Consider the following 19,671-nt stretch of genomic DNA (forward strand, 5'->3'; position numbering starts at 1 on the left):
CCCTGGCCGCGACCTGTCCGGGTCGCCGCACATCATCCGGCTACGCGGAGGACCGCAGTCCGTCGGTCGCCGTCGGTGCCTCGCCCGCCCTGCCGTCGTCGGCCGCCGGATGCCGGGGGAGACGCCGCTGCCCGCCCGCGGGTTGCCGGTTCCCGCGGGGCCGGCGGCGCGACCAGCAGCCGAACGCGATCTGTGCCCCGTAGTGCAGCAGGTTGACGGTCACCACGGCCGGGGCGACGATGCCGACCGTCTTCGGGAAGTCGCGTTCGAGGGTGAGGGCGAGCAGCACGGCCGTGAGACCGTTCTGCTGGCCGATCCCCAGCAGGATCCGGTCCCTTCGGGACAGGCCGCGCACGAAGAGGGGCATCAGCAGCACGGCCACCACCGCCTGTGCGCCGAACGCCGAGGCGCCGAGCAGCACCCCCGGGCCGAGCGACACCCCCTGGGCGGCGAACAGGCCCAGCAGGGTGGTCGCGAGCAGGAAGGCGCTCGTGACCGCACGCGCCAGCGGACGGGCGAACGCCTGGGTGCGGAGGAACAGTCCGGCCACCGCCACCGCGAGCATCAGCATGTTCGCCGCGGCCAGCACGAGCATGGCCACGACCAGCAGGGCGGCGAGCGGCGTCACGGGACGCCGGGGACTGTCGAGGTCCCCGGGCTGCGGAGACTCGGCGGACTCCTTCCGGGCCCGCCGGGCCGGCCACAGCCTGCCGCCCGCCCACCACAGCACCAGGGCACCGGCCAGGAGCAGCGCGTTGAACGCCAGTCCGAGGGCGTAGCCGCGGGCTCCGCCGCCCACCACGGACGGCGCGCCCGGGTAGCCGGCGGCCGAGTAGGCGTACCCGGCGACGTACAGCGTCAGCAGGACCGTCATCGGATCGTCGAAGGAGGCCCACGCCGTGAGCAGCGACCGGGCGCGCCGCGACATGTGCCCGTCCCTGCCGAGGGCGGTCACCGACAGCGGGTCGATCTGTGCGACGACGATGCCGAGGATCAGATACTCCGGGCGGTCGAAGGCCCAGACCATGACGCCCGAGACGATCCCCGCCTTGAGGACGACGCCCAGCGTGACCGCCGCCACCACACCGCGCACATCACGGCGCAGATCGGCGAGTTCGATGCCGTAGGTGCTGCCGTACAGGCCCACGGCCAGCAGCAGCCCGGTGGCGAAGACATACCCGGTGGTGCCGACCAGGTGCGACGGGTCCGCCGCCAGACCGACCAGAACGCCCAGGGCCAGTGCGCCCAGCGCCCAGAGCAGGACGGCCGGTACCGCCGCCCGCGGCTTCGGCCGCCGGGCACGGTCGCGTCGGGACGTCTCCACCCGCTCTCCCCCCCCCCATCCCCCGGTGTTACGCCGCGAGCGTAGTCGGGCCGCCGGCACCTCGTGCGTCTTCCGGTACGGACGTGCAGCCGCGAGAGCAATCAAGCGTAGGCATCAATACTCGGACGGCGTAACGCCATTGCCAGCCGTTCCCTTCACGATGCCCCATGTCGGCCGCCGGTGAACGCTCTTCACCCCTGGGGTGGATCCACGGCGCCGGGGCCGGTGCGCCCCGCGTCCGCCCCGCCGCCCTCGGCGAGGCCCTCGACAGCACCGCGTCCGTCGGCCGTGCGCCCCCGCCCCGGCCGTGAACCAGGACATGGCGAGGTCGAGGACGTCACCCACCCCCATGGGCGACGTCCTCGACCGCTCCCCCGGTGCCGGACTGTGGCTCAGGTGTCCGCGCGGCGCGCCTGTGCTGTCACCAGCACATCACCGCCGTCTCGCCGGAACCCCATGCGGAGTACAGGCGTACGCGGACGTGGTAGCGGCGGCCCTTGACGAGCCGGGCGCTGATCGTGGCGTTCCGCGCGGTCCCTCCGTCGTCCTGCCCGGCGAGGTAGCGGGGCTCCCCGTCCCGGTCCTCGAAGACCACGACGACGGCGTCGCTGTCGCCGAAGGTGCCCAGCGTGTAGGTGCGGGTCTCCGGCGGGTCGACGACGAAGTCGGCCTGCTCGCCCGGGCCGAGACCGAGCGGTGCCGAGCGGAACGGCACCAGTTCGGACGGTCCCTCAGGATCCGCCGGCGGATACCAGCGGAGCACGAACTCCTTGTCGGCGGCGGACAGGGTGCCCGGCGGGTTCAGACCGGCGCGGTACTGCTCCGGCTCCAGGACAAGACCCGACGCGAACGGATACTCCATGATCGACTGCGGGTCCCAGACGCAGCCGTTGACCTCGTCCGGGTCGAGCTTGCGCAGAATGTTGTAGTGCGTCCTCTCCCGGCTCCAGTGGTGGGGCGGGCCGGCCAGTTCGGCGTACACCGCCTCGTCGTCCCAGTGGATTCCGGCGAACGGGCTCTGGTGCTCGTGCAGCATGCCGAGCGCGTGCCCGATCTCGTGCAGGGCCGTCCCGCGCTCCCCGGGCGCGGTCAGGTCCCACCCGAAGTTCATGGTGCGCTCATGCCGGCCCGCCAGGAGCGCGTCCCGGCCCACGGCCGACCAGCAGCCGTCGCCGAGCTGGAACCCGATGCGCAGTTCGGCCTCCGAGCGGTCGTCGACCTCGGCGAAGGAGATCCCGGCGCCGAGGTCCTGCCACTCCCGGAAGCACTCGCGCACCACGTCCCGCTGCTCCTCGGCGCCGGCCCACGACACGCGTCGCGTCATCCCCCTCCCCGGCACGGGGATGACGGACGCGTCGCTGTCGCCGTCGAAGAACCAGTAGTGCAGAACAGTGCCGTTGACCCACATCCGCCGCCCGCTCACGAGCGCGCTCAGCCGCTCGGCCGCCAGCCCCGGTGCGAAGGCGGGCGCCGGCGCCTGAGCCAGCGAGCAGTAGCGTGCGGTCATGGCCACAGCCTGCCCCGCGGGCCGTCCCGGGCGCCTGAGTCGGGGGCTACTCAAGTCGCCCTGTATCAGAAGTGAGTAGCCGCGCTCATGTCTGTGTGACGACTTACGAGCGGGACGCGACGCCCCTGGAACTGCCCTGGCCGTTCGCCGGGCGGGAGGACGAACTGGAGCTGGTCCGCAGGTCCCTGACCGGCTCACGCCGCGGCATCGCGGTGACGGGCCCGGCGGGCTGTGGCAAGACCCGCCTCGTCACCGAGGCGGTCCGCGGTACCGACTGCGCCCGGGCGGTCGGTACGCCCGAGAGCCGCGCCCTGCCCTTCGCCGCGTTCGCCCATCTGCTGCCCGAGACGGTCACCCTGCACCGCGCGGTCCAGCTCCTGGCCGGCGTCCGTACGCTGGTCGTGGACGACGCGCATCTCCTCGACGACGCCTCCGCCGCCCTGGTCCACCAACTCGCGGTGCACGGCCGCACCCGTCTGCTGGTCGTCGCCACGGACGGCACCCCGGTGCCCGGCGCGATCTCCCGGCTGTGGACCGGGGAACTCCTGCCGCGCCTCACCCTGGAGCCGCCGGCCCAGGAGGAGATCGAGCAGCTCCTCACGGCCGGCGCCGGCCCCCTCGACCCGCTCACCACCGACCGGCTGCACCGCCTGAGCCAGGGCGATCTGCGGCTGCTGCGCGACCTGCTGGGCGCGGTGCGGAGGCGGCTCACACCTGTCCCGGGCACCGGGGAACGCGCGTGGCGTGGCCCGGTGCCGCTGACCGCGGCCGTGCGTGAGCGCACCGCCCGCGTCCTCGGCCGCGCCTGCCCTCGCGAACGCGAGACCCTGGACCGCCTCGCCTTCGCCGAACCCCTGCCGCTGCGTCCGGACGACGCGGACATCGGGGCCCTCGAAGTCCTGGAGTCCGACGGTCTGATCCGCGTCGACGACGCGGGCACCGTCCGCCTCGCCCACCCCCTGCACGGGCCGGTGCTCAGGGCCGCGGCCGGCCGGCTGCGGGCGCGCCGGCTGGCCCGGACACCGGACGTGCACGCCGCCGCCCTCGACGCCGAGTCGGCGGCACTGGGGCACCGGATCGACCGGGACGACGTACGGCCGTTGGCCACGCCGGTGGGGGAGTGGCTGGTCGCGGAGGACTCCACGCTGCCGTGCGGATACGCCGCCGTACGCGCCCGGTTCGCCCGGCTGCGCGGGGAGTTGCGGGAGGCGGCGGCCTGGGCCAGGGAGGGGCTGCGCGGCACACCCTCGGACGCGTCGTGCCAGGACGAACTCGACCGCGCCTCCGCCCTGTTGGGAGAACCTCCGGTAGACATCCGGGGTGACCTCGACACGACCCTCGCGAACCTCGCCGATCCCTACGACGCCGTCCGCCTCGGTGCCCCCGAGAAGGTCATCGACCGGCTCACCGGCGTGTTCGCCCGGCACGCCGACGCACTCACCCGTGCCGACGGCCCGGCCCTGGACGAGGTCGCCGAGGAGCTGGAGCGGCGCGGCTTCACGCTGTTCGCCGCCGAGGCGCACGCCCAGGCCGTGGGGACACACCGCGATCCCCGTGCCGCCCGGCACTCCCGTACCCGGGCCGTGGCCCTGGCCCGGCGCTGCCAGGGCGCCCGCACGCCGGCGCTCTCCGGTCTCGTCCTCGGCGAACTCACCGCCCGGCAGCGGCAGATCGTCACCCTCGCGGCGGCGGGCCTGAGCAACCGGCAGATCGCCGAACGCCTCACCCTGTCGATCCGCACCGTCGGCAACCACCTGTACAGCGCCTACGCACGGCTCGGCGCGAGCGACCGCGGCGCCCTGCCGTGGCTGACCGAGGAGCCGGAGGCCCAGCCCGCCTGAGCCGCACCCCGAGACCGGCGGCCTGACCCGCACAGGGGACGGGTCAGGCCGCCCTTCAAGTCCGCCCGCTCAAGCTCGCCCCTTCCAGCTCGCCTCCTCAAGCTCGCCCCTTCCAGCTCGCCTCCTTAAGCTCGACCCTTCCAGCTCGCCCCTTCAAGCCCGCCTCCTCAAGCTCGCCTCCTTAAGCTCGACCCTTCCAGCCGCCCCTCAGGCCGCTCCGAACGCCGAGAACGCCCACCCCGTGGCCTGGTGCAGTGCGTCGCCCGGCAGGGCGGCCCGGGCGTCTCGCAGCGCCTCAGCCAGGGACAGGCCGGCGTCGAGACCCTTGTGCAGCGCCAGCATCAGCGGCACCACCGCGGCGTCGTTGACGGGTGCGCTGCACGCCACCACCCCGGCCGTGCCCAGCGGCAGCAACGCGGTGACCAGGCCGAGCAGTTCGTCGGCCCCGACGGACGCGAGGCGGGCGGTGTCGCAGCAGGACAGGATGATCCGGTACGGGCTGCGGGCCAGACGCTCGAAGTCGTGCACGACGATCGGCCCGTCGGCCATCCGCAGGGACGAGAACAGCGGGCTGTCCGCGCGGAACGTGCCGTGCGCGGCGATATGCGCCAGCGCCGCCCCGTCCAGCTCCTCCAGCACGCGCGGCACCCGCGCCTCGCCGTCCTCCAGGACCGTCGCGCAGCCGTACCGGCCGGCCAGCTCGGGCACCTCGGCGCCGCCCGTCGCCAGGCCCGGGCCGCGTACCAGCACATGGCAGCCGTCCGGCGGCGGCACGGTCTCCCCGGCACGCAGCCAACTGCCCGCCGACGGCGACACACTGAGCACCCGCTCCCGCAGCGACGGCAGCAGCGCCCACGGCACCCGGTGCAGCCGCCCCGGCGGCACGACCACCACCGGGCCGCCGCCCAGCTGCGTCGCCGCCGGGCCGAGCAGCAGCTCCTCCAGCCGCCGCCCGGCCGCCTCCACGACCGGAAGACGAGCCTCGGCCCCGGGATGCGCCAGCCGTCGCAGCCCGGCCTGCACGTGCTCCGCCTCCGTCACGGCCTCGGCCAGCAGCCCGGCCTCGAACCTGCGCACCCGCCCCTGCCCGCACAGCAGTACCTGCACCCGCCCGTCGAGCACGGCGAGTTCCACCAGCCGGACCTCGTCGCCCAGCCGCTCCAGCAGCCGGCCCACGTCGAAGCGGTCCCCGTCCCCGGGCGCCGCACCCCGCATGTGCAGGGTCCGGGACCGGATCTCCCGCTCCAGGCGGCGCTGTTCACGCTCCAGCGCCGGCACCGGCCGGCCCTCCATCCGGGCGGCCTCCGCACGGGAGGCGATCTCGCGGAACGCGGTCATGCCGCTGAGCAGTTCCGGATCGGCGGGCGGCCGGGTCGGCGCGGTGGACAGCACGGTGGCCCGCCAGCGCTCGCTCCACACCAGCAGCCGCCGAGGCCCGCCCGAGACCAGACTCGCCCGCTGGGCGAGCGCGGCCAGCTCCGCGCCCTGCTCGGTGGCGCGCGCCCTCAGCTCCGAGGCGCCCAGCGTCATCCGGTGGTCGTCCAGGACGTCAAGACCCCGCCGGCAGGCCTCCAGCACACCCCGGGTCGATCCGGCGGCCCGAGCCCGCAGCGCCTGGGCAGCCCAGCCCGTCATCCGCGCCAGCGGCGGACCGGCCCGCCTGCTGCGGGCGGCGACGGCCAGATGCCGCTCCGCGTCCGCCGTCCAGCCCAGGCCCAGCGCGATCCGGCCCGCCAGCAGCGACGCCTCCGGCGCGGCCGGCGCCCCGAACGAGGCCAGCTTCTCCGCCACCGCGGCCGCGTCGGCGACCAGCCGGCCCGAACCGCGCCCGGCCGCGTGCCGCGCCTCGATCAGCACCAGCCGGGCGTGCGTCTCCCACCAGGTGCGCCGCTGCCCGGCGAACAGCCGCACCGCGAGGGCGGCACGGGCGATCGCGGTGTGCGGATCCCCGGCCAGCCGGGCGGCCCGCGCGGCGGCCAGCAGCAGCTCCGCCTTGCGCGTGGACTGCCCGCCGATCCCGTCGAGCTTCCTGATCGCCGCGTCCGCCTCGGCCAGCGCCTCGGGCGCCAGCCCGGCCGCCATCAGCACCTCGCAGCGCCGGATGTTCAGCATGAAGGTCGGCGTGCCGAGCCGGGCGTACCGCTCCTCCGCCTCGTCGAGCAGCCGCAGCGCCACCGGCACGTCACCGGACCGGAACGCGGCGAGCCCCCGGCTCTCCACCGCGTCGGCCTTGTCGTGCTCCTGGCCGGTGGTGTCCCACAGTGCCTCGGCCGCGGTGAAGTCCGCATCGGCCCGCTCCACCGACCCCAGCGCCAGATGCACGGTCGCCCGCAGGGTCAGTGCCCGGGCCGTCCAGATCACGTCCTCCGCCTGCCGCAGCACCGGAACCGCCCGGCGTACGTCCTCCAGCGCCTCGCGATGCCGGCCGAGCACCCACCACACGTACGCCCGCCGGTACAGCACTCGCGCCCGCGTGTGCCCGCCGCCCCGCGCGACTCCCCGCTCGAACGCCGCCAGGCCCTCCCGGGTCCGGCCCGCGTGCACCAGCGCCACGCCCAGCGTGGCCAGCACATCCGCCTCCCGGTCGGCCGAGTCCGCGCGCGCCGCGAAGTCCCGGGCCCGCCGCAGATGGTTCAGCGCGAGCCGCAGATCGCCGAAGTCCCGCTGCCAGATGCCGATCACCTGATGGGCGACGGAGGCGTGCGACGGGTCGGGATCGGCGTCGAGCAGCGCCCGGGCCCTCGCGAGAGCCTCGCCCGGATCGGCGAACACCATCGGCAGCAGCGCCGCAACCGAGTCGTTTCCCGCTGTCACTCCTCGGATGGTAGTGGCCCCCGACCACACCCCACAGGTTCGGCGCTGTATCAAATGACCGCCCCGCGGCTCATGTCGAGGAGGATCGGCGCGTACCGACGACCGCTCCGCCGCGCCGACCGATGCCGTCGCCCAGTGGGAGGACCCGCCATGGCACCTCAGCGATTCCACGAGCAGTTCGACCAGATCCAGCGTTCCATGCCGGACGTCCCCCTCGCGATGGGCCCGGACGACTCGGCCGAGTTCATGTACGAGAAGGGCGTCGTCCTCGTCCGCGACGGCGAGGAGGCCGGCATCGTCGAGGACACCGTACGGGCGCACTTCACCGCGGCACCCGACCTCGACCAGGACCAGGTCCGCCGGGCCGGCCCGCGGACCAACCGCAGCGGTATCACCCGGATCCGGGTCGGCGACCCCGGTGAGGGCGGCCGGGAAGCCGACCGCGCCGTCGCGCAGGCGCTGCGCTCCGTGCGCGAACGGGAGGTCCGGGCCGGGCACCGGATGGCCGCCCGCAACCATGTCGTCCACATCGCGGTCAACGCCTGCCCCGGCGACGAACCGGTCCCCGTCCCGCTCAGCGAGCCGCTCAACCCGGCGCCCGCCGAGACGGCGTACGCCCCGGACACCGCCGTCGGCGTCCTCGTCGTGGACACCGGGCTGATGAAGGACTACCGCTCCTGCGGCCTGCTCTCCCACACCGGCGGCGACGCCCAGGTCCAGGAGTGCGACGACCGGGGCATCCTCCAGCAGTACGTCGGTCACGGCACGTTCATCGCCGGGCTCGTCGCCGCCGTCGCGCCCAACACCGACATCACCGTGCGCGGCAGCCTCAACGACGCGGGCGCCATCCTGGAGTCCGAGTTCGGCGAGAAGCTCTTCGAGGCCGTCGACGCCGGCGGCTGGCCCGATGTCCTCAGCCTCTCCGCCGGCACCTCCAACGGCCGCACCGACGGCCTGCTCGGCGTGGAGAACTTCATGCGGGAACTGCGCGAGCAGCGCACCCTGCTGGTCGCCGCCGCGGGCAACAACGGCAGCGCCACGCCGTTCTGGCCCGCCGCCTACGCCGACCTGCCCGGCTGGGAGGACTCCGTGCTCTCGGTCGGCGCCCTGCGCAGCGACGGCGAGTTCGGCGCCTGCTTCACCAACCACGGCCCCTGGGTACGGGTCTACGCCCCCGGCGAGCGCCTCACCAGTGCCCTCACCGGCTTCGAGACACCCGTCCCGTACGTGTACCAGCACTCCACGTACGACTCCTGCCGCTACGGGTTCCGCTACGGCTGCACCTGCCGGCACCCCCGCCACACCGGAGTGCTGAGCGACGAGACCGCCGCCGCGAAGCCGGACCAGGTGATGTTCGAGGGGTACGCGCAGTGGAGCGGCACCTCCTTCGCCACCCCCGTGACCGCGGGCATGGTCGCCGCGCATATGACGGAACACAAGGAGACCGACCCGCGCGCGGCCCGGCGGCAACTGCTCGCGGCCCACACCGGGCTCGCCGAAGTGCGCGGGGCGCACGTTCCCGCGCTGCGTCCGCCCACCTGGCGCCCGGTCCCGGTCGTGCGCCTGGTCCCCGGCTCGTGAGGGCCGAAGCCGCCCCCTCCACGGCGTACCATGACCTGCCGTACTCGAGGGGTGGGGCTGCCGTGGACCGTACTGATGCCGGCGCGCTCGTCCAGGCGGCCGCCGACGGCGACGCGGCGGCCTGGAAGGCGCTCGTGGAGGGGCTGAGCCCGCTGGTCTGGTCCGTGGTGCGGGCCCACCGGCTCTCCGACGCGGACGCCCACGAGGTGTACCAGACCGCGTGGTTCCGCTTCGCCCAGCACCTCGGGCGGATCCGCGAACCCGGCAAGGCGGGCGCCTGGCTGGCGAGCACGGCGCGCAACGAGTGCCTCAAGGTCATCCGGAGTTCGCAACGGCTGACCCTGACGGACGATCCCCAGCTCCTGGACCGGGTCAGCGAGGAGGGCACGCCGGAACAGTCGCTGCTCGACTCCGAGGAGGCCGCGGCGCAGAGCGAACGCGTTCGGCGGCTGTGGCAGGAGTTCGAGGAACTGGGCGAGCGGTGCAGGCAGTTGCTGCGTGTGCTGATGGCCACGCCGCCGCCCAGTTATCAGGACGTGTCCGCCGCGCTCGGTATCGCGGTGGGCAGCATCGGGCCGCTGCGTCAGCGCTGTCTGCGGCGTCTGCGGGCCCGGCTCGAAGCACGGGGGGCGATATGAGCGACACGAACGGCATGAACGACGACGAGCTGTTCGGTGAAGAGGACTGGGGCGACGAGGAGTTCGACGCCGGGCTGCTGGAGGAGGAGCTGCGGCAGGCCGCCGCCGTCCTGGACCCGGTGCCCGCGGAGCTCCAGCAGCTCGCTGTCGACGCGTACGCGCTGCACGACCTCGACGCCCGGATCGCCGAGCTGACCTTCGACTCGCTGGTCGACGCCCTCCCGGTCCGGGGCGTCACCGACGCGCCCCGGATGCTGACCTTCCGGGCGGGCGAGGTGACCGTCGACGTCGAGGTGACCACGCACGGACTGCTGGGACAGGTGCTGCCACCGCAGCCCGCCCGGATCGAGGTCCTGGGCGGTCCCCGCCCCGGCGCCCCGCTCATGGCCGACGACCTGGGCCGCTTCACCGGCGACGCACCGCTCTCCGGCCCGTTCGCGCTGAGGCTGCGGACCGGCGGGGACGTGGTGGTGACGGAGTGGCTGCGGGCCTAGGTCCTGGGCCGGGGGCCCCGGGTCACCAGGTGCACGGCAGCGTCCGGGGTCCCCGGATCATCGTTCTGCGCCGCCACTCGACCTGGTCGGCGGGGACCGCGAGGCGCAGGCCCGGGAGCCGGTCCAGCAGGGTGCCGAGCAGGAGTTCGGTCTGGAGGCGGGCCAGGACGGCGCCGGTGCAGTAGTGCGGTCCGTTGCCGAGGGCCAGGTGCGGGTTGGGGGCGCGGCCGGGGTCGATCCGGTCCGGCTCGGGGAAGACGTCCGGGTCACGGTTGGCCGCGAGGTAGGAGACGTACACCGGGTCGCCCGCGCGGATGCGGTGCCCGTGCAGGTCGACGTCCTCCAGGGCGATCCGCGCCAGGCCCACGGAGCTGCGGTGCGGGATGTACCGCAGCAACTCGTCCAGCAGCGAGTCGCGGGCCTCGGGCCGCTCCTGCCACCACTGCCGCAGCTCCGGCCGGGTGAGCAGCAGACAGAGCATCTGCCCGCAGTTGTGCGTGACGGCCTCGCCGCCGATCTGCAGCGGACCGGCGAGGCCGACGGCTTCCGTCTCCTCGAGGTCGCCACGCGCCACGGCGGCGCCCAGCAGGGAGTACACGTCCTCGCCTGCGCTGTCCGCGCGGGAGCGGATCGTCTCCGTGATCCATCCGTAGAGACTGTTCTTGGCCCGGTCGGCGGCCTCGGCCCCGCCCGAGGTGGAGATGATCTGCCGGGTCCAGGTGTGCACCCGTTCCCGGTCGGCGGCGGGCACGCCCATCACTTCGCTGACCAGGGCGATCGGGAACGGTTCGAGCACCCGCTCGATCAGCTCGGCCGGTGGCCCGTCCCGTACGACCCCTTCCACCAGCTCGTCGAGCAGCTCCTGGGCGCGGGGCCGCAGCCGCTTCATCGCACCGACGGTGAAGGCCCCGGCGACCGCCTTGCGCAGCCGGTTGTGGTCGGGCTGGTCGGCGAAGGCCAGCGAACCGGGCCGCGGCTTGAAGTGCGGTGCCATCCTCGTCACTTGACGTCCGGTCACCTCCGCGCGGCTGAACCGCGGATCGTTGGTGATCAGCTTCACGTCGTCGTGGCGGGTGGCCAGCCATGCCCAGCCCTCGCCGAACGGCAGCCGGATCCGGGTCAGCGGCCCCTCGCGCATCAGCTCCGCGAGGACCGGGTCGAACTCCGTCCCGTCCAGGTCGAGGGCGGGCCAGTCCCGTACCGGGGGTGGCTCCCGGCCGGTCAGCGTGGTGGTCTCCTCCGTCATGCACCCACCCTCGTCGCGCCCCCGCCGCTTGTCGCGCGGGAGTGCTCCAGCCGGTGACGTCCGGCGCTCAGCGGGACACGGCGTCGACGAGACGGGCCAGCGCGCCGGCCGGCCGCTCCAGTCCGGCCCCGGCGGGACCGCCCGGCTCGGTCATGTAGGTGTCGCGGCGGATCTCCACCATGAGCGCGGCGACCTCGGGCCGCTTCCCGTAGAACTCCAGGGGGACGTAGGTTCCGCTGAACGGGCTGTCGAGCCCGGTCTCCCCGAACGCCTCCCGGGCGGCGTCCAGCAGGCCCGGCGACGTGTGGAAGGGGTCGGTGCCGAGGCACACCGCCGGCCGGGGTCCGTCCCCGTGCAGTTCGTACGGCAGCCTCCGGCTCGGGTAGGAGTGCACGTCGATGATCACGGCCCGCCCGGTGGCCGCCAGCCGGTCCGTCACGGCCTGTGTCATCGCCCGCGCGTACGGCCGGAAGTACCGTTCCACGAGCGGCTCGGGATCGATGCCCTCGGGACGCAGCACACCGCCGTGCGTGGTCCGCGTGTACACCGCGCCCATCCCGACGGCCCGCATCTCCTCCCGCTCGTCCGGAAACCGCTCCGGGTCGACGACCAGCCGCGACAGCCGGTTGACGAACCGCCAGGGCGTCACCCCCGCGAGCCCGGCCGCCACCTCGGCGATCTCCGCCGTGTGCGCGTCGGTGATGTGGTCGAGCTCCCGCTCCAGCTCCTCGTCACCGAGCACGATGCCCGCGCGCACGTCGTCGGGTATCTCCCGTGCGGAGTGCGGGACGTGCAGGATCACGGGAGAGCGGCCGTCCCCGGCCAGCAGCTCGAAGGAGTGCGCATCGGTCATGGGGCGGCTCCAGGGGCGTGGTCAGTGGCGTGCGGCAAGGTCACCCATGCAGAACTCCGCCCCGGCCGGGCGGTGCGCCGGTCGGGGCGGAGTCGGTGGACCTCTGCGGGCCCGGGTGTCAGGCGAGGGACGCCAGGGTCTCGTTCCACGTGGTGGACGGGCGCATGGCCTGCTCGGCCTTCGCCGGGTCGGGCTGGTAGTAGCCGCCGATCTCGACCGGCTTGCCCTGGGCGGCGATCAGCTCGTCGACGATCTTCTGCTCGTTGGCCGTGAGCGTCTCGGCGAGCGGGGCGAAGGCCTTCGCCAGGTCCGCGTCGTCGGTCTGCTTGGCCAGCTCCTGCGCCCAGTACAGGGACAGGAAGAAGTGGCTGCCGCGGTTGTCGATGCCGCCGACGCGCCGGGTCGGGGACTTGTCCTCGTTTAGGAAGGTCGCCGTGGCGCGGTCGAGCGTGTCGGCCAGGACCTGGGCGCGGGCGTTGCCCGTGACCTTCGCCAGCTGCTCCAGGGACGGCACCAGGGCGAAGAACTCACCCAGGCTGTCCCAGCGCAGGTAGTTCTCCCGGACCAGCTGCTGGACGTGCTTCGGGGCGGAGCCACCGGCGCCCGTCTCGAAGAGGCCGCCGCCCGCCATCAGCGGGACGACCGACAGCATCTTGGCGCTGGTGCCCAGCTCCAGGATCGGGAACAGGTCGGTCAGGTAGTCACGCAGGACGTTGCCCGTCACCGAGATGGTGTTCTCGCCGCGGCGGATGCGCTCCACCGACAGCTTCGTCGCCTCGACCGGGTTGAGGATCCGGATGTCCAGGCCCTCGGTGTCGTGCTCCGTGAGGTACGTGTTGACCTTGGCGATCAGGTTGGCGTCGTGCGCACGGGTCTCGTCCAGCCAGAACACCGCCGGGTCACCGGTGGCGCGGGCGCGGGTGACGGCCAGCTTCACCCAGTCCTTGATCGGCGCGTCCTTGGTCTGGCAGGCGCGGAAGATGTCACCGGCCGAGACCGTCTGCTCGATGAGCGCGGTGCCGTTCTGGTCGACCAGACGGACCGTGCCCGTGGTGGGGATCTCGAAGGTCTTGTCGTGGCTGCCGTACTCCTCGGCCTTCTGCGCCATCAGACCGACGTTGGGCACGGTGCCCATGGCCGACGGGTCGAAGGCGCCGTTGGCCCGGCAGTCCTCGATCACGGCCTGGTAGACACCCGCGTAGGAGGAGTCCGGGATGACCGCGAGGGCGTCGTGCTCTCCGCCGTCCGGGCCCCACATGTGGCCCGAGGTGCGGATCATGGCCGGCATGGACGCGTCGATGATGACGTCCGACGGCACGTGCAGGTTGGTGATGCCCTTGTCGGAGTCGACCATCGCCAGCTCCGGGCCCTCAGCGAGCTCGGCGTCGAAGGAGGCCTTGATCTCGGCACCCTCCGGCAGGGCGTCCAGGCCCTTCCAGATGCCGCCCAGACCGTCGTTCGGGGTCAGGCCTGCCGCGGCGAGCTTGTCGCCGTACTGCGCGAAGGTCTTCGGGAAGAAGGCGCGCACCACATGGCCGAAGACGATCGGGTCGGAGACCTTCATCATCGTCGCCTTCAGGTGCACCGAGAACAGCACACCCTGGGCCTTGGCCTCGGCGACCTGAGCGGTCAGGAACTCGCGCAGCGCGGCGACCCGCATCACGGAGGCGTCGACGACCTCACCGGCGAGCACCGGTACGGACTCGCGCAGCACGGTGGTGGAGCCGTCGTCGCCGACGAGCTCGATGCGCAGCGCGCCGTCCTCGGCGATCACCACGGACTTCTCGGTGGAGCGGAAGTCGTTCTGGCCCATGGTCGCCACATTGGTCTTGGACTCGGAGGTCCAGGCGCCCATGCGGTGCGGGTGGGACTTGGCGTAGTTCTTCACCGAGGCGGGGGCGCGCCGGTCGGAGTTGCCCTCACGCAGGACCGGGTTCACGGCGGAGCCCTTGACCTTGTCGTAGCGGGCGCCGATCTCGCGCTCCTCGTCGGTCTTCGGGTCGTCCGGGTAGTCCGGCAGCGCGTAGCCCTGGCTCTGCAGCTCGGCGATCGCGGCCTTGAGCTGCGGGATGGACGCCGAGATGTTCGGCAGCTTGATGATGTTGGCGGCGGGCGTCTTGGCCAGCTCGCCGAGCTCCGCGAGGGCGTCCGGGATGCGCTGGTCCTCGGTGAGGTACTCCGGGAACACGGCGATGATGCGCCCGGCCAGCGAGATGTCGCGGGTCTCCACGGCGACACCCGCCTGCGCGGCGTACGCCCGGACCACCGGCAGGAAGGAATACGTCGCCAGGGCGGGGGCCTCGTCAGTGTGCGTATAGATGATGGTCGAGTCAGTCACCGGGTGCTCCGCTCCACGTCTGCAACATTGCTCGACATCAAGATATCTCGTGAGCGATCGATCATCGACAGGGGTCCGCCGCCAGTTTCGGGCAACCGATCGGCCCGCTCCTTTGTCATGGAGAGAGATCACTCACTCCAAGCCACGGCCGGACCTGACCACCCGGCCGTCCGAGCGAAAGCGGACCATGAGATATCGCACCAGAGTGACGGCCCCGGCGGCCGCCCTGATCGGCACGGCGGCGGCTCTGACCACGGGGGTCCAGGCCCAGGCGGCCCCCGGAACCGGCGCCACCCCGGGCGCCGAGACCCTGGGAGACCCCGTCTACCCCGCCCTCGGCAATGACGGATACCGCGTCTCGGCCTACCACCTCGACTTCGCCTACGACGCCACGACCAAGCTCGTCGAGGCCACCGCGACCTTGACCATCCGCACCACCCAGGCGCTGAGCCGCTTCTCCCTGGACGCGCGCGGCCTGGACATACGCTCCGTCCGGGTCGGCGGCCGCACGGCCGCCTTCGAGCAGGTGGCCGAGAAGCTGCGGATCACCCCCGCCCGTCAGCTCCCGGCGAAGGCCCGGGTCACCGTGTGCGTGGCCTACGGCGCCGACCCGCGCCGGACCCCGCCGCCCGCCGGCGGCTGGGTGGCCACCCCGGACGGATTCGCGGTGTGCTGCCAGCCGGACCTGGCGCACACCGTCTTCCCCTGCAACGACCACCCCTCCGACAAGGCCGACTTCACGTTCCGCCTCACCGTGCCCGCCGGGCTGCGGGGCGTAGCCAGCGGCAGCCTGGTGCGTACCGAGCAGCTGACCGGCGACCGGACGGCGTACACGTACCGCTCCCGCTCGCCGATCGCCACCGAGGTGGTGCAGATCACCGTCGGTGACTATGTGATCAAGGACCGGCAGGGCCCGCACGGCCTGCCGCTGCGGGATGTCGTCCCCAACGCCCGCGCCGCCGCCCTGGAACCCGCCCTGGCGCTCACCCCGGCCCTGGTGGACTGGGTCGAGCAGCGGCTCGGCGCGTACCCCTTCGAGACGTACGGCCTGCTGCCGTGCAACTCGGACGACCCGAACGCCTTCGACTTCACCGGCCTGGAGACGCAGACCCTCACGATCTACAAGCCGAACTACCTCCTCCAGGAGGAGAGCAAGATCGGCTCGCACATGATGCACGAGCTGGTCCACTCCTACTTCGGCAACAGCGTCAGCCCCGCCACCTGGGCCGACCTGTGGCTGAACGAGGGCCACGCCGACTTCTACGGGCTGCTGTACCGCTACGAGCGCGGCTGGCCCGACTCCAAGGGCATGACCACCATGGAAGCCCGGATGAAGGACACGTACGCACTCGGCGACCAGTGGCGCCACACCTCCGGGCCGGTCGCCGCGCCCAACGCGGTCAACCTCTTCGACAGCCAGCGCTACCTCGGCGGCGTGCTCGTCCTCTACGCCCTGCGGCAGCAGATCGGCGAGGCGGCCTTCAGCGCCGTCGAGCGCGCGTTCCTGGAGCGGTACCGCGACTCCAGCGCTTCCACGGAGGACTACATCGCGGTCGCCTCAGAGGTCTCCGGACAGGACCTCACGGGCTTCCTGCGGGACTGGCTGTACGGGACGAGGACACCGAGGATGCCGGGCCACCCGGACTGGACCGTGACACCGGTGAAGCCGTCCCTCACGGCTCCGCGGAACCGGAGGGACAGCGGGCACCACGACAACTCGGCGACCCTGTAATGCCCTAGTCGAGCCGGGCGACCGTCATGTCGCCCGGCTCGAACTCGCCGGTCCGCTGCTGCGGGATGACGGTCGCGCCCTGCTGGAGCGCCACCGTGCGGGCCGGGGCGGGAATGCGGATGCCCTCCGCGCGGTAGCGCTTGTGCAGGCGCTTGATGAACTCGTGCTTGATCCGGTACTGGTCGCTGAACTCGCCGACGCCCAGGATGACGGTGAAACCGATGCGGGAGTCGCCGAAGGTGTGGAACCGGATGATGGGCTCGTGGTCCGGCACCGCGCCGTCGACCTCGGTCATCGTCTCGGCGATGACCTCGTTGGTCACGCGCTCCACGTGCTCCAGGTCGCTGTCGTAGGCCACCCCGACCTGCACCAGGATGGTCAGCTGCTCCTCGGGGCGCATGAAGTTGGTCATGTTCGCCTGTGCGAGCTGACCGTTGGGGAGCACGATGAGGTTGTTGGACAGGTTGCGGATCGTCGTCTGCCGCCAGTTGATGTCCTCGACGTAGCCCTCCTCGCCGCTGCTGAGCTTGATGTAGTCACCGGGCTGGACGGTCTTGGAGGCGAGGATGTGGATGCCCGCGAAGAGGTTGGCGAGCGTGTCCTGAAGCGCCAGCGCGACCGCCAGACCGCCGACGCCCAGGGCTGTGAGCATCGGGGCTATGGAGATGCCCAGGGTCTGGAGCACCACCAGGAAGCCGATCGCCAGGACCAGGATCCGGGTGATGTTGACGAAGATCGTGGCCGATCCGGCGACACCGGAACGGGACTGGGTGAGGGTGCGCACCAGGCCGGCCACCACCCGGGCCGCCGACACCGTCGCGACGAAGATGAGCAGCACGGTCAGCACCTGGTTGGTGTGGTGCTGCACCGTCCGGGTCAGCGGCAGCACCGCCGCCGCGCCCGCGGCGCCGCCCACGACCGCGGCCCACGGCACCACGGCCCGCAACGCGTGCACGATGACGTCGTCCCCGCTCCAGCGGGTGCGGTCGGCGTGCCCGCCAAGCCAGCGCAGCAGGATGCGCAGCGCGAAGGCCGCCAGCAGGCCCGAGGCCAGGGCGATGCCCGCGAAGACCATGTCGTCCACTGTGAGCGCCCGGTTCACCGGTCACCTCCGGGGTCAAGAACAGCGGCGAACGCCGTCGTCGACGGCCGGATGTGAAGTCTCGTCACGTAGTCACCTGCTCGTTTTCGGGGAAGTCCGATCGCGCCCGACCACCCTGACCCGGGGTCGGCACAATCGTTCATCCTGCCGCATCCCGTAAGGGGTTTCGTACCGGAGACGGGGGTGAGCGGGGGGTGAGTTACTGCACATGACGTACCGTCGCGCGCGCCGGATCCGCCTCGCGCACAGCCGCTCCACTCACAGGTCCGTGAAGGATCCGTGCCGGCCCGCGCCGGAGGCGAAGCGGGCGGCGCCGTCGACGCTCTCGGGCAGCACACCCGCGCCGCGCCGGAACTCGGTGCTGAGCGCGGCCGGTTCGTCCAGGCCCTCCTGGTCGAGGACGGAGGCGCGGTCGGCGCGCAGGCAGGACTGCGGGAACGCGGAGATCGCGGCGGCCAGTTCCTCGGCCTCGGCGCGGGCGCGGCCGGGCGGGACGACCCGGTTGACGAGCCCCATGCCGTGGGCCTCGGCGGCCGGGACGGGCCGTCCCGTGAGGATCAGGTCGAGGGCGCGGCCGGTGCCGATCAGCCGGGGGAGCCGTACGGTGCCGCCGTCGATCAGCGGCACGCCCCAGCGGCGGCAGAACACGCCGAACACGGCGTCTTCCTCGGCGACCCGCAGGTCGCACCACAGGGCCAGTTCCAGACCCCCGGCCACGGCGTGCCCGGCGACCGCGGCGATCACCGGCTTGGACAGCCGCATCCTGGTCGGTCCCATGGGGCCGTCGCCGTCCGGCTCGGCCCGGTTGCCGCGGCCGGTGCCCAGCGCCTTGAGGTCGGCGCCCGCGCAGAAGGTCCCGCCCTCGCCCCACAGCACCGCCACCCGCGCTTCCTCGTCCGCTTCGAACTCCCGGAAGGCGGCCGCGAGTTCGGCGGCGGTCGGGCCGTCCACGGCGTTGCGCGCCTCCGGGCGGGAGAGGACGACCGTGGTCACATGTCCCTGACGCTCGATCCGCACCGGCATGGTGAAGTCCCTTCTGCGTGACGGAGTCGGCACGCTACCCGGGTCAGATCACCTTCAGCCGCACCAGTGCCCCCAGCGTCACCGCGCCCGGCAGCAGCGGCAGCCAGACGGTGATGACCCGGAACGCCAGGACCACGGCCGTGGCCACCGCGGCCGGGCCGCCCGCCGCCACCAGCGCCACGACCAGCGCCGCCTCCACCGAGCCGATCCCGCCCGGGGTGGGCACCAGGGCGACGGCGACCGTCGCGGCCAGGTAGGCCACCGCCATGTGCGCGGCCGGCACGTCAAGCCCGAGCGACTGCCCCACCAGCACCAGCACGGAGGCCTGCAGCGCCGGGAAGGCGAAGGAACCGCCCCAAAGAGCCAGGGCCCGGGCCGGGCGGGTGTGCACCGAGCGTGCCTCGCCCAGTGCCGTACGCAGGAAGGAGACCAGGGCCGAACGCACCCGCCGGACGAGGGCGACCACCGCCGCAGCGACCACGAGCACCACGCCGACACCGGCCAGCAGCGGGCCGAACGCCGTCTCCGGAACCAGGGTGCTCAGCCGCAGCGCGTCGGGGAACGCGAGGAACAGGGCGCCCAGCAGGGCCACCCGGCCGATGCTCTCCGCCAGCAGATACAGCGCGAGGGCGGCCGAGGAGCGGGCGAGCGGCAGCCCGCACACCGTCATGAACCGCAGATTGACCGCGCTCGCGCCGAGCCCGGTCGGCAGCAGGTGGTTGGCCGCGCCCGCCGCGAACTGGGTCGCGAGGAGCCGCCGTTTGGGCAGCGGTTCGACGACCGCGCCCTGCCGGGTGCAGGCGGCCGCGACCCAGGTGAGGCAGGTCGCGCCGACCGCGGCCAGCAGCCACGGCCACTCGGCGGTGCCCAGGTGCGCGAAGCCCTCGGCCAGCACCGACCGGTGCCGCACCGCGACCACGGTGACGAGAAGGAGCGGCAGCAGACACAGGATCTGACGCAGGCGGCGGACCGGGACGCGACGGGGGAGTCGTCCCGGGCGGATTTCGGGGAGTTGTACCGCTGTCACATCCGCAGAGGCTTCCCATGTCGCGCCAACGGCGGGTTGCGGAAGCGGGGACTGCGGATTGCGTACGGGGAGCGGCTCGGAGGAGATCGTCATAGGGGCCTTCGCGCGGGGAGCGGACGGGGGACGGGAAGAGGGGGATCGGGCTGATTGT

General features: G+C 73.0%; 14 protein-coding genes. 5 read left to right on the top strand and 9 right to left on the bottom strand.

Features of this window, described 5'->3' with window-relative positions; translation table 11 throughout:
- Positions 1-40: 40 nt before the first annotated feature.
- Entirely contained in the window at positions 41-1,324 is a 1,284-nt protein-coding gene (locus ACIBK5_RS06980) for a hypothetical protein (protein WP_399016986.1), read from the bottom strand.
- 421 nt (positions 1,325-1,745) lie between these two features.
- Positions 1,746-2,831 carry a M12 family metallopeptidase gene (locus tag ACIBK5_RS06985; RefSeq protein WP_399016988.1) on the bottom strand — a complete coding sequence of 362 codons (1,086 nt, stop codon included), beginning with the start codon at positions 2,829-2,831 and terminating at the stop codon, positions 1,746-1,748.
- A gap of 95 nt (positions 2,832-2,926) precedes the next feature.
- On the opposite strand from ACIBK5_RS06985, the gene ACIBK5_RS06990 reads away from it, so the two are divergent.
- Entirely contained in the window at positions 2,927-4,672 is a 1,746-nt protein-coding gene (locus ACIBK5_RS06990; RefSeq protein ID WP_399016990.1) for a LuxR C-terminal-related transcriptional regulator, read from the top strand.
- Positions 4,673-4,879: 207 nt separating this feature from the next.
- Here ACIBK5_RS06990 and ACIBK5_RS06995 read toward each other — a convergent pair whose 3' ends face one another.
- Positions 4,880-7,447 carry a CHAT domain-containing protein gene (locus tag ACIBK5_RS06995; protein WP_399017301.1) on the bottom strand — a complete coding sequence of 856 codons (2,568 nt, stop codon included), beginning with the start codon at positions 7,445-7,447 and terminating at the stop codon, positions 4,880-4,882.
- A gap of 189 nt (positions 7,448-7,636) precedes the next feature.
- Here ACIBK5_RS06995 and ACIBK5_RS07000 point away from each other — a divergent pair, with 189 nt between their 5' ends.
- The 3 genes from ACIBK5_RS07000 to ACIBK5_RS07010 all read left to right on the top strand — a co-directional run bounded on the left by ACIBK5_RS07000 (position 7,637) and on the right by ACIBK5_RS07010 (position 10,199).
- Entirely contained in the window at positions 7,637-9,067 is a 1,431-nt protein-coding gene (locus ACIBK5_RS07000; protein WP_399016991.1) for a S8/S53 family peptidase, read from the top strand.
- A gap of 62 nt (positions 9,068-9,129) precedes the next feature.
- Positions 9,130-9,705 carry an RNA polymerase sigma factor gene (locus tag ACIBK5_RS07005; protein ID WP_382486133.1) on the top strand — a complete coding sequence of 192 codons (576 nt, stop codon included), beginning with the start codon at positions 9,130-9,132 and terminating at the stop codon, positions 9,703-9,705.
- 14 nt (positions 9,706-9,719) lie between these two features.
- Complete coding sequence (locus ACIBK5_RS07010) at positions 9,720-10,199, top strand: hypothetical protein (RefSeq protein ID WP_399017303.1); 480 nt, start codon at positions 9,720-9,722, stop codon at positions 10,197-10,199.
- A gap of 22 nt (positions 10,200-10,221) precedes the next feature.
- On the opposite strand, the gene ACIBK5_RS07015 is transcribed toward ACIBK5_RS07010, so the two are convergent.
- From ACIBK5_RS07015 to ACIBK5_RS07025, 3 genes are all read right to left on the bottom strand, one after another.
- Positions 10,222-11,445 carry a cytochrome P450 gene (locus tag ACIBK5_RS07015; protein ID WP_399016993.1) on the bottom strand — a complete coding sequence of 408 codons (1,224 nt, stop codon included), beginning with the start codon at positions 11,443-11,445 and terminating at the stop codon, positions 10,222-10,224.
- 67 nt (positions 11,446-11,512) lie between these two features.
- Complete coding sequence (locus ACIBK5_RS07020; protein WP_399016995.1) at positions 11,513-12,298, bottom strand: N-formylglutamate amidohydrolase; 786 nt, start codon at positions 12,296-12,298, stop codon at positions 11,513-11,515.
- 118 nt (positions 12,299-12,416) lie between these two features.
- A complete protein-coding gene (locus ACIBK5_RS07025) occupies positions 12,417-14,636 on the bottom strand; it encodes an NADP-dependent isocitrate dehydrogenase (RefSeq protein WP_399016997.1) in 2,220 nt (739 codons plus the stop codon).
- Between the two features lie 187 nt (positions 14,637-14,823).
- On the opposite strand from ACIBK5_RS07025, the gene ACIBK5_RS07030 reads away from it, so the two are divergent.
- Positions 14,824-16,368, top strand: coding sequence for a M1 family metallopeptidase (locus tag ACIBK5_RS07030; protein WP_399016999.1), 1,545 nt, complete (start codon positions 14,824-14,826; stop codon positions 16,366-16,368).
- Between the two features lie 4 nt (positions 16,369-16,372).
- On the opposite strand, the gene ACIBK5_RS07035 is transcribed toward ACIBK5_RS07030, so the two are convergent.
- The 3 genes from ACIBK5_RS07035 to ACIBK5_RS07045 all read right to left on the bottom strand — a co-directional run bounded on the left by ACIBK5_RS07035 (position 16,373) and on the right by ACIBK5_RS07045 (position 19,520).
- Positions 16,373-17,470, bottom strand: a complete 1,098-nt coding sequence (locus ACIBK5_RS07035; RefSeq protein ID WP_399017001.1) for a mechanosensitive ion channel family protein — start codon at positions 17,468-17,470, stop codon at positions 16,373-16,375.
- Positions 17,471-17,728: 258 nt separating this feature from the next.
- Positions 17,729-18,493 carry a crotonase/enoyl-CoA hydratase family protein gene (locus ACIBK5_RS07040; protein WP_399017003.1) on the bottom strand — a complete coding sequence of 255 codons (765 nt, stop codon included), beginning with the start codon at positions 18,491-18,493 and terminating at the stop codon, positions 17,729-17,731.
- A gap of 43 nt (positions 18,494-18,536) precedes the next feature.
- Complete coding sequence (locus ACIBK5_RS07045; protein ID WP_399017005.1) at positions 18,537-19,520, bottom strand: YbhN family protein; 984 nt, start codon at positions 19,518-19,520, stop codon at positions 18,537-18,539.
- Positions 19,521-19,671: the final 151 nt, after the last annotated feature.

This window comes from Streptomyces sp. NPDC050546 (assembly GCF_044457425.1).
In the GTDB taxonomy this organism is placed as follows: domain Bacteria; phylum Actinomycetota; class Actinomycetes; order Streptomycetales; family Streptomycetaceae; genus Streptomyces.

What these genes read in the sequence shown, in the direction of transcription:
- ACIBK5_RS07010 (WP_399017303.1), top strand. Translation starts at nt 9,720, where the DNA reads ATGAACGACGACGAGCTGTTCGGTGAAGAGGACTGGGGCGACGAGGAG.
- ACIBK5_RS07040 (WP_399017003.1), bottom strand. Translation starts at nt 18,493, where the DNA reads ATGCCGGTGCGGATCGAGCGTCAGGGACATGTGACCACGGTCGTCCTC.
- ACIBK5_RS07030 (WP_399016999.1), top strand. Translation starts at nt 14,824, where the DNA reads ATGAGATATCGCACCAGAGTGACGGCCCCGGCGGCCGCCCTGATCGGC.
- ACIBK5_RS07020 (WP_399016995.1), bottom strand. Translation starts at nt 12,298, where the DNA reads ATGACCGATGCGCACTCCTTCGAGCTGCTGGCCGGGGACGGCCGCTCT.
- ACIBK5_RS07000 (WP_399016991.1), top strand. Translation starts at nt 7,637, where the DNA reads ATGGCACCTCAGCGATTCCACGAGCAGTTCGACCAGATCCAGCGTTCC.
- ACIBK5_RS07015 (WP_399016993.1), bottom strand. Translation starts at nt 11,445, where the DNA reads ATGACGGAGGAGACCACCACGCTGACCGGCCGGGAGCCACCCCCGGTA.
- ACIBK5_RS06985 (WP_399016988.1), bottom strand. Translation starts at nt 2,831, where the DNA reads ATGACCGCACGCTACTGCTCGCTGGCTCAGGCGCCGGCGCCCGCCTTC.
- ACIBK5_RS06995 (WP_399017301.1), bottom strand. Translation starts at nt 7,447, where the DNA reads ATGGTGTTCGCCGATCCGGGCGAGGCTCTCGCGAGGGCCCGGGCGCTG.